This is a genomic window from Nocardia sp. NPDC049190 (assembly GCF_040648115.1).
GTDB lineage: Bacteria > Actinomycetota > Actinomycetes > Mycobacteriales > Mycobacteriaceae > Nocardia.
On the sequence record NZ_JBEZDE010000056.1, the window covers coordinates 17,279 to 30,339 of the forward strand.

Annotated in this window: 10 protein-coding genes and 1 riboswitch; of the genes, 6 read left to right on the forward strand and 4 right to left on the reverse strand. The window is 67.9% G+C overall.

The genetic code is table 11. The features are described 5' to 3' along the window. The first annotated feature begins 32 nt into the window (after positions 1 to 32). From AB0B25_RS29350 to AB0B25_RS29365, 4 genes are all read left to right on the forward strand, one after another. On the forward strand, positions 33 to 1,046 hold the full coding sequence (locus AB0B25_RS29350; RefSeq protein WP_357186269.1) for a HAMP domain-containing sensor histidine kinase: 1,014 nt from the start codon (positions 33 to 35) through the stop codon (positions 1,044 to 1,046). A gap of 72 nt (positions 1,047 to 1,118) precedes the next feature. Continuing rightward, a complete protein-coding gene (locus AB0B25_RS29355; RefSeq protein WP_357186247.1) occupies positions 1,119 to 2,663 on the forward strand; it encodes a DUF4173 domain-containing protein in 1,545 nt (514 codons plus the stop codon). Positions 2,664 to 2,697: 34 nt separating this feature from the next. Next, a complete protein-coding gene (locus AB0B25_RS29360) occupies positions 2,698 to 2,976 on the forward strand; it encodes a hypothetical protein (protein WP_357186250.1) in 279 nt (92 codons plus the stop codon). Continuing rightward, positions 2,969 to 3,292, forward strand: a complete 324-nt coding sequence (locus tag AB0B25_RS29365; RefSeq protein WP_357186253.1) for a CopG family transcriptional regulator — start codon at positions 2,969 to 2,971, stop codon at positions 3,290 to 3,292. Before AB0B25_RS29360 ends, AB0B25_RS29365 begins: the two co-directional genes overlap by 8 nt. A gap of 95 nt (positions 3,293 to 3,387) precedes the next feature. Here the strand turns inward: AB0B25_RS29365 and AB0B25_RS29370 are convergent, their stop codons facing one another. From AB0B25_RS29370 to AB0B25_RS29380, 3 genes are all read right to left on the reverse strand, one after another. Beyond that, a complete protein-coding gene (locus AB0B25_RS29370) occupies positions 3,388 to 4,200 on the reverse strand; it encodes a DUF72 domain-containing protein (protein ID WP_357186255.1) in 813 nt (270 codons plus the stop codon). A gap of 20 nt (positions 4,201 to 4,220) precedes the next feature. Next, positions 4,221 to 5,588, reverse strand: a complete 1,368-nt coding sequence (locus AB0B25_RS29375) for a cytosine permease (RefSeq protein ID WP_357186258.1) — start codon at positions 5,586 to 5,588, stop codon at positions 4,221 to 4,223. A gap of 10 nt (positions 5,589 to 5,598) precedes the next feature. Further along, positions 5,599 to 5,688: riboswitch (TPP riboswitch) on the reverse strand. 621 nt (positions 5,689 to 6,309) lie between these two features. After that, the gene (locus AB0B25_RS29380) at positions 6,310 to 6,708 is read right to left on the reverse strand and encodes a hypothetical protein (protein ID WP_357186261.1); all 399 of its coding nucleotides are present in this window, start codon (positions 6,706 to 6,708) and stop codon (positions 6,310 to 6,312) included. A gap of 617 nt (positions 6,709 to 7,325) precedes the next feature. On the opposite strand from AB0B25_RS29380, the gene AB0B25_RS29385 reads away from it, so the two are divergent. Next, complete coding sequence (locus AB0B25_RS29385) at positions 7,326 to 8,492, forward strand: cytochrome P450 (RefSeq protein ID WP_357186272.1); 1,167 nt, start codon at positions 7,326 to 7,328, stop codon at positions 8,490 to 8,492. A gap of 19 nt (positions 8,493 to 8,511) precedes the next feature. Here AB0B25_RS29385 and AB0B25_RS29390 read toward each other — a convergent pair whose 3' ends face one another. Next, positions 8,512 to 9,711 (reverse strand): styrene monooxygenase/indole monooxygenase family protein, encoded by a 1,200-nt coding sequence (locus AB0B25_RS29390; RefSeq protein WP_357186264.1) that lies wholly within the window; start codon positions 9,709 to 9,711, stop codon positions 8,512 to 8,514. Between the two features lie 166 nt (positions 9,712 to 9,877). On the opposite strand from AB0B25_RS29390, the gene AB0B25_RS29395 reads away from it, so the two are divergent. Then, positions 9,878 to 12,418 carry an AAA family ATPase gene (locus AB0B25_RS29395; RefSeq protein ID WP_357186266.1) on the forward strand — a complete coding sequence of 847 codons (2,541 nt, stop codon included), beginning with the start codon at positions 9,878 to 9,880 and terminating at the stop codon, positions 12,416 to 12,418. Positions 12,419 to 13,061 lie beyond the last annotated feature (643 nt).

Consider the following 13,061-nt stretch of genomic DNA (forward strand, 5'->3'; position numbering starts at 1 on the left):
TCGCCTCTGCCACCTGGAGATGGGTGCGCCGGATGGGTGACCGGGCAGCGGCTGAGGCGTTGCCGCGGCCGCTTGACCGGGTGCGGTCGATCAAGCTGAAACTGGCGATTCTCATGCTGGGTTCCGGCGGCGTCGCGTTCGGGTTCTTCCGGTTCCAGATCGGGTGGTTGCCACCCCGCACGACGATCACCGCGATGGTGATCGCGCTGGTGACCTCGCAGTTCCTCGCGCATGGCATCACACGGCCGCTGCGGGAGATGACGGCGGCCGCTCAGCGGATGGCGCACGGCGACTACACCCGCCGGGTACGGGCGACCTCCCGTGACGAGGTCGGACAATTGGCCGCGGCGTTCAACCAGATGGCCGCCGATTTGGCCGCGGCCGACCAGCAGCGCCGCGATCTCATCGCGAATGTGTCGCACGAACTGCGCACGCCCATCACCGCCTTGAACGCGGTGCTGGAAAACTTGGTCGACGGCGTCTGCGTGCCCGACCCGGCGACACTGCGCACGGCGCTGGCGCAAACCGAGCGGCTGAGCCTGCTCGTCTCCGAACTGCTCGACCTGTCCAGCATCGAAGCGGGTGCATTTCCGCTCGACCGGGAAGAGTTTCCGGTCGCGCCGTTGCTGGCCGAGGTCGTTGCCGAGGCGGAAGTCATGACCGCCGCCCTCGGGCGCGGCGTGCGCTTCCGCACCGACGTACAGCCGAGCACCGTGAGCGTGTACGCGGACCGCGCGCGTGTGCATCAGGTGTTACTCAATCTGCTCGACAATGCCGCACGGCACGGTCCGGCCGGCGGCGAAGTCCGCATCGCCGCGTCCGCGCGCCAGAACGACACCGTCATCGACGTGCAGGACGAGGGCCCCGGGATCCCGCTCGCCGAGCGAGCGACCGTCTTCGACCGTTTCACCAGAGGCGGTCGAACGGTAGGTGGCGGCACCGGGCTCGGTCTCGCCATCTCCCGCTGGGTGGTCGACCTGCACGGCGGGACCATCGCCGTCGCCGACCCCGGCTCCCGCATTCGCGTGGTTCTGCCCAACCGCTGAATTTCCAGATCGGACAACCCGGTTCTCCGCGCGGAGGCGCCGGGCGATCCAGCATGCCGACAGGAGAAAACTATGCCCGAAAGATCCGAGCCCGCAGCCGAGACCGAGGGGGTACACGTCCCGGCCTCGATGGCGCGAACACGGCCGCCACGATGGCGGCAGGTCGCTTGCCAGCCCGGTGTGGTGCCGGCGGCCCTGGGTTCCGGGGTGGCCGCCGCGATCCTGATTCCGGTAGACCGACCCGGGATCGGCTGGGTTCTCGCAGGCTCAGTACTCGTGACGGCAGTCTTCTCGATCGACCGCAATGCCCGCCGCGCTGCCGCGAACGTGTCCACCATCGGTGACCCTGCACCGGAGCCTGGGACCGAACGACCCATACGACCGCGGGCATCGGCACGTCGCAGGGAAAATGCGGGACGGCTCTGGTGGGCATTGCTCGCGCTGGCTCTGCTGGGGGTCGGCGCGTTCCGAGCCGCGGGGTGGTTGTTCGCGCTGTGTGTCGTAGCGGCATCTGTCAGCGGGTCACTGGCGGCCGTCGGCCGTCGGTCGGCGCACGGCGTCCTCTACGACATGGTGGCGGTACCGCTCGCGGCGTCCGCCGCGGTGCGGTGGGCGCACGCGGGTATGAGTCGGGTGCACGCGAGTGAAGCGAAGCGGGCGTGGCGGCTCGGGATGTCGCTGGTGGTGACCGTCGCGTTGTTCGCGGTGTTCGTCCCGCTGCTCGGCAGCGCCGACGCGACATTTGCCGCCCTGATCGAGGTCGTGACGCCGGATCTCGATCCACCTTCGGTGTTGCGGTGGATCGGGCTGTTCGGACTGTTCGCGGTCGGCGCGCTCGGCGCGATGTTCCTGCTCGCCGGTCCGCCGGCATCCGCGGCCTCCGACCACGGCGGCCGCCGTGGCCTGCGGCGTCCGGAGTGGGCGCTGCCGGTCGGGGCGCTCGCGATTCTGTTCGCGGCGTTCGTAGCTGCCCAGTTCGTCGCTCTCTTCGGTGGTGGATACGTTCGCCGCACCGCGGGGCTGACCTACGCCGAATATGCGCGCAGTGGGTTCTGGCAATTGTCGGCGGTCACCATCCTGACACTGGTGGTGATCGCGGTCGTGCTGCGCTGGGCGGCTCAGGACACCGCGGCGGATCGGTGGTGGCTTCGCGGACTGCTCACGGCGTTGAGCATGCTCGCCTTGATCATCGTCGCCTCGGCCCTCGGTCGAATGTGGACATACCAGCAGGCGTACGGCTTCACCGTCCTTCGTCTCCTGGTCGAGGTCTGCGAATTGTGGCTGGGCCTGGTCTACCTGCTGGTCACGGCCGCGGTCGCGCGGCTGGAACGTGTGTGGCTGCCGCGCGCTGTGCTCGCAACCGCCGCGGCCACCGTCCTCGCCCTGGCCGTCCTGGACCCGGAACAGCTGATCGCCGACAAGAATATCGACCGCTGGCTGCACGGCAAGCCGTTGGATGCCGACTACCTGGGGGCACTCTCACCGGATATCCTGCCCGCGACCGATCGGCTTCCCGAACCGCTGCGCACGACTGTGCGCAACCGGCTGCGTGCGGGGCTCGACGACGACACCTGGCAGAGCTGGAACCTCTCCCGCGCGATAGCGCGCCGCAGGTGAGGCTCAATGCAATACACTTGTATTATCGCTGATCATGGGTTATAACTGGCCTGAGTGGGCACTGTTGTCGCTCGTGGGGATCGATCCGCACGAGGTATTGCAGGTGCTCATGGGTGCCCGCCGCTGGCCTCGGCGGGCGCGTGGACGGAATGCGTTGACGGTCCTGACGGTGTGGGGCCGTACCGACACCGGCCGGCCACTCGTCGTCGCTGTCCGCCGCACCGAAGGCTGGCAGTGGGACATCCTGGGCGCGGTCGAGATGTCCGACGCCCAGGTGGCTGAACTCGAGCGTTGGGAGCACGCCGATGACTGATTACCCGACAAACCCGACCGACGTCCGGGACTTGCTGTCCGGCCTCGAATACAGCGACGTACCGGTGGATCCGGGCGAGGTGCCGCCATCACTGCGCCCCGAGGACACGGTCACCGTCACCACCTCACTGCGTATCCCGCTCGATCTGCACCAGCGGGTCAAGAAGGCCGCTGAACAGCGCAACGTGAGCATGTCCGCGCTCATCCGCGACTGGATCGAACTAGAATTGGCAACCCTGGAGAACGACCAACCGATCTCCCGCGCCGACGCACTGCGCGCACTTGCCGCACTGCACCCGCTGCGCCGGTCGGCGTAACGAGCCGCCGCATCACCCGTTGTCGCGGCACAGTCCGATCGACCTGTGTGACCAACCGTCGGCGGTGGTGCGGCGAATACTGTCGCGGGATACTTTCACGGGCGTGGCAGCCGTGCCCGCAGAGCGAGGGCATCGCGTGGCGCCATGACCTTCGCGTCGTTGTCGAAATAGGCGAACACGTCGCCGGTTTCGGCCCACACGCGGATTTTCGCTGCCCACTCGTCCAGGGCTTGGTCGGTGTACCCGCTGACGTAGAGTTCGTCGTGCCCATGGAGCCGGATGTACACGAAATCCGCGGTCACCTCCTCGAGCAGCGGATACTTGCCCGCCGCATCGGCGACCACCAGTGCGACGCCGTGCCGCCTGAGCAATTCGGTGCACCTCGGCGTCACGAAGCTGTCGTGCCTGACTTCCAACGCGTGCCGCAGCGGACGATCGGCATCGGTGGCCGCATGGGCGGGGTCGACCCGCTGGTCGTGTCGTCGAGCGACCTCGACGCCCTGCGTGGTGGTACGGGGGAGATGGCTGAGGAACGTGTCGATCACCTGCACGTCGAACGGCAACGTCGGCGGCAACTGCCAGAGGATCGGTCCCAGTTTCGGTCCGAGCGCGAGCGGTCCGGACGCGAGGAAGTTGGCCAGCGGGGCGTCGCCGTCGCGCAGCCGCTTCATGTGGGTGATGTACCTACTGCCCTTCACCGCGAACACGAAATCGTCCGGGGTCTGTTCGGCCCAGGTCCGATAGCTGGACGGGCGTTGCAGCGCGTAGAACGACCCATTGATCTCGACCGAATCGAGGCGTTCGGACAGATAGGCCAGTTCCCGCTTCTGTGTCAGGCCGGCCGGATAAAACGTCCCTCGCCACGGCGGGTACACCCACCCCGACGTGCCGACTCGGATCTGCCCCATCTCTCCATCGTGACAAACCGCTATGCCGGTTTGCGCAGCGTCGTGACCCGCCCGACCAGCCACGCCACCAGGACCGCCGCGCCGAACGACAGCAGCGATGCGCTCATCCACGCCTGCTTGGTGAAATGCACGATCCCCTGCACCCGTATCCAGAAATCGGTCCACTGCCCCGCGTCACCGGGGTTGACCAGCTGGTACACCGTGAGTCCCACCAGCCAGGCCACGATCATTCCCCAGCGGGAGGGGGCATCGTGCGCGGTGTTCCACACACCGTTCGCACGCAGGAAGAAATCGGCGACCAGCACACCGAGCAGTGGCACGAAGACCGACCCGATCAGGCCGAGGAAGCCGAAGTAGTCGGCCATGTCCAACCGCAGCGCAAGCAGTGTGATCAGGGTGCCGAGGCCGATCGACAAGGCGCGGCGGTCGACTCGCGGCGCCAGATTCTGGATCGAGACCGCCGTGGAATAGACGTTGGCGAAGGACTGGTCGGCTTCGCGCAGCACGAACACGAAGAAGAACAGTGCGCCCAGGCTCACCTGGAGGAATGGGGTGTACGGGCCGCTGTCCGCGGTCGTGAGCGCCAGGGCGAACAGTCCCAGGACATAGGCGATGATCTGGGTGACCGCGTAGGCCACACTGGCCGCGCCGAATGCCGAGCGGCTGCTGCGGGCGTGGCGGGTGTAGTCGGCGGCGACCGGCACCCAGGAGATGGAGACGGCGAGGGCGGCATCGGTGGCAATCCAGAACAGGTTCCAGTCGACCCCGAACGGGCCGTCGCCCCGCGGCCCGGGATCGGCCAGCAGGTCGGGTAGTCCGCTGCGGAGGAATTGCACGTAGAACCAGATCAACGCGATGACGACGCCGACCGTCACGAACCGGCGTAGCACTCGGACCGACCCGAGCGGCCAGATGGTCAGGACGGTGGTGAGCACTCCCGCGGCCACCACGTAGAGCCAGTGCGGCCCGCCGTGGAACAGCTCGGCGGCCGCATCGCCGATCACGATCAGTTCGAACGTCCCCCAGCCGATCAGCTGCGCGACGTTCAGCACGGTCGGCAGGTAGCTCAGCTTGGCGCCGAACAGACCACGCAGCAGCACCATCGCGGGCTTGCCGGTGCGCGCGCCGGGGACAGCCGCCGCACCGAGCATCAGCCCGCCCAGCACGGTCCCGATGATCGTCGCGAGGATGCCCGCCGCGATCGAGATCTGTGCTGTGCCCTGTGCGTTCGGCGCCAGCACCGTGTACGCGCCGGAAAACGCGAAGAGGCTGACGCCGAGGTTGGCCCAGAATGCGCTCTGATCCCAGAACGACAGCACTTTCGGTGCGGGCTGCTCGAGCGTGAGCGGGGCTTCGTGGCCGGCATTGTCCAGGGTCGATGATGCCATGACGGAAATGCTCCCTACGCCGGCATTACCCGGACAGGTTCATGCGGTCGGCGAAGCGTAGGGCACGCCCTCTCAGCCCGGCCGAGCCCGAGCTCCCGCGGTGGGTGATTCCGGCGAATAGTACACCCGCACCAGAGTTCGGCATGAGGGAAGACGAGGCCGACCTGCCCCTGTGGTCGCGGCACAGACCCGATGACGCGGGTGGTGCGCGAGTCGGTACGGCCGGGGACGGGCGTCTCGCACCGAGGATGAACTGCACCGGACGACCACTGCTCTGGCGGCCGCAGGCGGGAACCCGCCGCTCGCGGGGCGAGCCTTCCTATGGTTACCGTGCAGCACCCTTACGTCTGCACACCGGAGTTGCCGATCTGGAACAAACCCGGACCGACATGCCGATCCTGCGCTGCCCGATCACGCCGTCTACACCCCTGGACACTGCCGTAGCAGCGGGTGTCGGTGCCCGCTCCACCCGGATCTCGGTGGTCGCGGTCGGCGACCCGACCGAAAGCTGGTATCCGAAAGCCTATTTCGGGTGCGGCAGTCGCCGTAGCGTCGACAACCCGGCGGCGCGCCACCGCCTCGGCCCACTACCAGGACGGCGACGACGCGTGCTGACCTTCTCGGCGGTCGCTCCGATCGGCACGCACGACGTCGGGCGCGATCGCTTGTGCTGCTGGGAAGCCGGGTGGGGCCGCGCCGCTCGATCCGCCGCGATGGCGAACTATCCCATGAGGAACGAGCCCGCGAACCACGCCAGCACCACGAGGACCGCCCCGACCAGCGCGCCGGGAAACAGTGCCCGTCCCTGCTTGGCTGCCCTTCCGGACATCACCGCGCCGACAACGAATCCCGTGATTCCGCCGCCGACCATCACCCAGACACCCGCGCTGATGTCCACCCGACAGCCGGGTTTGGACTCGCACACACCACCCGCCATCAGGAACCAGGGCGCGAGCACCACGGACATCATGGCCAGCGTCGCGGGCAGGAACCACAGCAACGCACTCACGATCAGATCCGCGCTGCCCGGTGGCTCGACCGCGCGGGCTTCGATGCTTTCGCGCGTGGGATAGCCGGAGGGGCTGGCGCCTTGGGACACCTGGTTCAGATAACCGTGCATCGTGTCTCGCTATCGCTCGTCATGGAGTCGGCCGGGCCGATGGATGTTATACACCAGTCGCGTCACCGCCGAACTTGTTGTGCCCCCGTCGATGCGGGGGCCGAGGCACCCGTGACCACCCCACCACCATGCCATCCGGTCCCATCATCGCCGGCATCCCCCGCACGCGGCGTCTCCGGTGCATTGACAGCGAATCCCCGGCATCGCCACCGCTACCGATCGTTGCCGTGGCTCGAGTGGACGGCTTCATGACAGTGGCCGCGCTTCCGGGTGGACCGACAACTGAAACCAGAATGAGAGTGCCCTGAACGACGCCGCCGCGACGGAATCGTCCCATGTCACCAGTGACTACCGATGCCCGTGATCTACCTACTGGGCCATTGTGTCTGTCGGTCCGCCCGGCGGTCGGGATGACGCGTCGAGTCGTCGCGCCGAACATGCTGGACGACAAGCGAGTTGGGACGGCGTGGTGCCGCTCGCCGGATCGCATTCGTCGAATTCACTTCTGATGGGGGAGCCGCACAGTGACTCAGGACCACATCTCTCCAGCGAATGAAAGTGGCGCGCAACAGAGTGCGCATCCACTACTCGGCGACACCGACGCCGAGCGCGCAGCGCTGTACACCGAGAAGTTCGCCGCCGACCCGCATCGCGCCTACCGGGAGATGCGGACCCGGCACGGATCGCTGGTGCCGGTCGAACTGGCGCCGGGAGTGCCCGCGACGTTGGTGATCGGTTACCACGCCGCGGTGCGGATTCTGCACGATCCGGTGCACTTCCCGGCCGACCCCCGCACCTGGCAGGCGAATATTCCCCCGGACTGCCCGGTGCTGCCGGTCATGGAGTGGCGCCCGAACGCGTTGCGGAGCGCGGGCGACGATCACGCCCGCTACCGGCAGGCCAATACCGCGAGCATCAACGCGGTCGACCTGCACGCACTACATGCGACGGTAGAGCGGATCGCCGTCCCCCTGATCAACGATTTCTGCGCGTCGGGCAAGGCCGATCTGGTGTCCCAGTACGCGTTTCCGCTCGCTTTCGAGGCGATCAACGCGATGCTCGGCTGTCCGCGGGAGATCGGGCAGCAGGTCGCCGCCGCGACCGCCGCGGTCTTCGACGGCGTTGATGCCGAGCGGGGCAATCAGATGCTCAGTGTGGCGCTGTTGCGGCTGGTCGAGCTCAAACGCGCCGAGCCGGGCGACGATATCGCGACCCGCCTGATCCAGTATCCGGCGAACCTCGACGACGCGGAACTGATCCACCAGCTGGTGGTCCTCTATGGCGCGGGCATCGAACCGCTACAGAACCTGATCATCAACAGCCTGGTGCTGATCCTCACCGACGACCGATTCGGCGGCGATGTCCTCGGCGGTAGCCTGTCCACCCGGGACGCCCTCGACGAGGTGCTGTTCACCGATCCGCCGATGGCGAACTTCTGCGTCACCTACCCGCGTCAGCCGATCCTGATCGGCGACGTCTGGCTGCCCGCCCACCAGCCGGTCGTGATCAGCATGGCGGGGTGCAACAACGACCCGGCGATCGGCTCCGCCGACAACACCGGCAACCGATCGCACCTGGCCTGGGGCGCCGGTCCACACGCCTGCCCAGCGCGGAGTCCGGCCTATCTGATCGTCCAGGATGCGATCGACCAGCTGCTCGACGCGCTTCCGGAACTTCGGCCCGCGGTAGCCCCGCACGAGTTGACCTGGCGGCAAGGGCCATTCCACCGAGCCCTTGCCGCACTGCCGGTCGTTTTCCCCGAGCTGCCCACCTGGCAGCCTTGACGGCTGGAGCGGTTACCGCTCAGGCCGGGGCGTCCGCGAACCGGGCCATGTTCGCCGGGCGTGCGAAGGTATCCGCGAACGCGTCGGCCAGTGTCGGGTCGTGCTGTGCGGCGAGCATCAACTCCTGCACCGCTGGGGGCGGGTCGAGCACCGTCATGGTCCACAGCGCCGCAGGGTGCGCGATGCCGGTGAGCCACGGCGCGGCTGCCCACTCCATCCAGGCCCGGTCGTAGGGGCCCTCAGGGTTGTGCAGGATCGCCTCGCCATAGCGGATAGCGCAGTGGATGGCGTTATTGGCGCCCTGCGCGCCTCCCGGGTCCATCCGGCAGACTACGTCGCCACCACCGAGTATCGGCGCGCCGGACGGCAGGGTGCCTACCGCCTTGCGCATGGCCGGTGTCACGGCGCCGACCAGGGTCGCTCCGGCGTCGGTCAACTCGGCAGCGCGATACCGATCGGCCAGTTCGGCGGGCAGGTGCCGGTCAAACAGTTTTTTGGCCTGTCGGATGCGTTCGCCGGGCGTGCTGTGCCGATCGAACACATCCAGCGAGCTGCCCGGCCGCGCCTCGAAAAGTACCATCTCACAGCGGCGTTCCTGCCCGGGCGGCCCGGTCAGACCGGGATACGAGATCACTTCTCCATGCTCGGGCAGTGAGATATAGCTACCGAGGTGGTCCGGGTCCGGCTCGACGCCGTCGAGATACAGCACCGCGAGGCGGCGTAGCGGTTCGGCGGGAAGAATCCACGCCGGGTCGGCCTCGAAACAGGCGGCGAGCTCGCCCGAGGCGCGGGTCACGACGGTCAGGTCGTAGTCGGCCGCGGTGCGGTCGAGTTCCGCCACCGACGGTTCGGCGATGCGCAGGTCGCCACCCGCGGCGACGAAATCGGTGAGCCAGTGCGCGAACACCGTCCGCTGATCCACGCTCTGTGCCGGTCGGGTGAAGCGCCCTGCCCAACCTGCGACCACCGTGTGGTCGACGACCATCGCGAGGCGGATACCTTCGATGTTCGGCGCGGCCGAGCGCCAGACGCCCAACCCCGCATGTGATTCGAGGTCCAGGGTCGCCGGGAACTTGACCTGGGTGCTGGTCACGGTGCCCGCGAGCACGGCAGCGGCGTCGCGGTCGGTCACCAGGGTGACCGACTTGCCGCCACGCAGGAGCTGATGGGCGAGGGGTAACCCGCATTCCCCCGCTCCGAGGATTTGTATTTGTGCCACTGCAGGTCCTTTCGGTCGGAGATCGACTGCGGTACAGCGAAATCGTCGGCGAATAGGTGGGTGTGGCACATCGGTAGAGGCCGTCCGCCTCGCGTGCGTACCGGATCTTTGCCGAACCCCCATTCTCCTGCATTCCGTCGCCGTGGCCCGACTACGCTGCATGGGTGTGTCGGTAGAACGTGCGTCGGGTCCAGGTCCTCCACCGGCCACCAGCGATTTCGTCGGCCGCGACCGCGAGTTGGAGAAGATCGGGATATTGCTGCTCGGCTCCACCCGGCTGGTCACCCTGATCGGCGTGGGCGGGATCGGCAAGACTCGGTTGGCGACGGAGGCCGCGCACCGCCTGCACAAGGCACGGCGAGTGCCGGTGCACTGGGTGCGCCTGGCCCGGCTGTCCAGGGGCTCCGATGCCTCGGCGGTCGAAGAGGAACTCGCGCAGTCGCTGGTGGCCGCGGATTTCTCCGGACGGTCGGCGTGGGATGCGGTGATCGCCACGCTCGCCCGAACCGACGCCGTCGGCCGCGCCGTGCAGACGATCCTCGTGATGGACAACTGCGAACACGTCCTGGACGGGGCGGGTCGGGTGATCGCCGACCTGCTCGACGCAGTACCCGGACTCACCGTGCTCGCCACCAGCCGCGAGGCGATCGGCTGGATCGACGAGCAGCTGGTGCCGGTGCCGGCGTTGTCCCAGGAACAGGCACTGACCTTGTTCCGGCAACGCGCGGGCCTGATCGGGCACACCATCGCCGACCGCGATGTCGAACAGACCATTGCGATCTGTCGGCATGTGCACAACCACCCGCTTTACATTCGGTTGGCTGCCGCGCGGCTGCGTCGGCAACCGCTGACGACGATATTGCGCGACCTCAGCGGGGAGGCAGGCGACCGGCGACTGCGCTGGGCGCATGGGCCCCGGGTAGGCGCCGGCGAACGACACCAGGGCATTCGCGACGTCATCGCCTGGTCCTACGACCTGTGCGGGGACAAGGAGCGTCTGCTGTTCGATCGGCTGTCGGTGTTCGCGGCCGGCTACGACGTCGGCCACGAGGACGAGGGCACATCCGGTCTCGACGTGGGCGCCGAGCTGGAGGCGATCGAGGTGGTGTGCGCGGACGACGACCGCGATGGTCTCGCGCGCGCCGATGTCGAGGACCTGCTCGAGCGGCTCGCTGATCAATCGCTGGTCTCGGTCCACCTGACGGCGACCACGGTGCGCTATTCGCTGCTGGAGAGTTTTCGAGTGTTCGCCCAACAGCGACTGCGGGAACGCGGCGACGAAGAAGTCCGGGTGGCGGCTCGGCACCGCCGTTACTACCGGGACAAGGTCGCCGAGGCACAGGCCGAATGGTTCGGACCGGCCGAACAGGATCTGCTGGACTGGGCCCGGGCGGCATGGGACAACTTGGCGTGCGCCATCGAGGGCGGCCTCGGCGCGCCCGGGGAGGCCGCTGTCGGTTTGGAGATCGCGGTCGGGCTCATCGCCTTGCGTATCCCGTTCTTCACAGGGTCGCTACGCGAGCCACGCCGCTGGGCCGAGCGCACCCTCGCCGCCACCCGCGACCTCGACCCACAGCCGGTCGATTTGCAGATCGCCGCGATGTCGCTGATCGGGTGGATCAGCATGTGCCAGGGCGTGCACGAGGACGCCGCGCGCATGCTCGACGAGTGCGTCGCTGTTTGTGTGCCGGATCCGGCGACTCGCGAGGGCTGGCGCGAGCATCCCGAGCGCGATCTCGGGCTGCCCGCGGTGGTGGAATTCACCAGGGGCAGCGAGCTGATGCTCGTCCGGTGCGACTTCCGCGCGATCTCCGTATTCGCCCGGGCACGGGCGAAATTCGCCGCGCTCGGCGACCGCGGCGGCGCGGCGATGAGTGAACTGTTCGAGGCACTGGCCGCCGCGTTTCTCGGCACGGCGGTGCAGGCGCTCGACATCGCCCGGCGGCACCTGGGCAACGCGGAACACTCTGGAGCGCGGTGGGCCGAATCATGGGCCGAATTGGCCTGGGCAATCGCATTGACCAAGCACGGCGATCCGCAACAAGCTCTGGCTGTGGGACGGACGACGCTGGCGAGCCAACTCGCGATGCGTGATCAGTGGGGCGCGGTGTGGGCGATCCACGTCCGGGCGTGGTCGCTGGCGCGCCTGATCGCCGACGCGGGCGCCGAGCGGTCCGACGTCGTGCAGGAGCGGGCCCGCGACATCGCGCGGCTCATCGGAGGCGTTGCCGCACTGCGGCAGCGACTGGGCGTGGATATCGCGAATCTGGGACCGTTCGCCACGGAGACCGCCGCCGCCATCGCGGTCGCCCGCGAGGTACTCGGCGCGGAGGCGTTCGCGGTGGGCGAGCGTGAGGGGACGCTGCTGCGGCCCGAGTTCGAGGTGGCCCAGTTGGCATTGGGCACACTGTCATTGGACCGCTTGCCGGTCGACCATCCGGTGCGGCGGCAGCGCCCGTCGCCATGGCAGGAGTTGTCGACGGCCGAGCAGGAGGTCGCGGTCTTGGCGGCAGCGGGGTGGACCAACACCGCGATCGCCGCGCGGCGTGGCAGTTCCTTCAAGACCGTCGACGCTCAGATGGCCGCGATCCTGCAGAAACTCATGATCGGCTCGCGCGAGGACATCCTGGTTCTTGTTCCCGCCGCCCGGCGAGCCATGGTGGCCGAGGAAGCCGCGCGGCGCCCACGGCGTCCGCGCCGGTCGTGAGGCGGTTGAGACGTATCGGGCGGCAGGAACTCGCGGCGGGGCGGATTCGAGACGACACGTAGCCGGCCCGGGGGCCTACCCCGAATCGTTCGGTACCGGTGGGATCCTGTCGAGGGGGTGGGTCGCCCTGGCAGTCCCGACCAGCTACTCGAGAACATCGAGCCGACAACGGAACTGGCGCGGTTCGAGGAGCAGCGCGATCCCTGCCGACGGTGCTCGCGGTGTGGAGGCTGACCTGTGCTACGCGGGGTATGGCCGCACGGAGCCACTGTGACCTGTTGTGGGCCTTGCCTGTTCGGTGCCACTACCGCGTGAATCCACCCGATGTCGCGCTACCGCACGGACCGGTACTCTGGATGACAAGGCTGCCGCGCCGCGCAAGTTATCCCAAGTTTTCAGATCCATACTCGATGTACACGGCATTTGTGTACCGTATGTTATCGAGTGTTCGCTTCCCCGTGCGGGATCGGGTGGGTTGACAGCTTCGGCTTCGCAGACAAAGGCGCCGTTGTCTCCCATACGAACTCACCCGTTTCAGACGCGCGGAGGACGTCGAGGATGGGTGTGGTCGAATGCGTATTTCTGCTCCGATGACCGTCTCGGCTTTGGTGGTTGCTGGTGTGGTGATGAGTGGTTCGGCGGT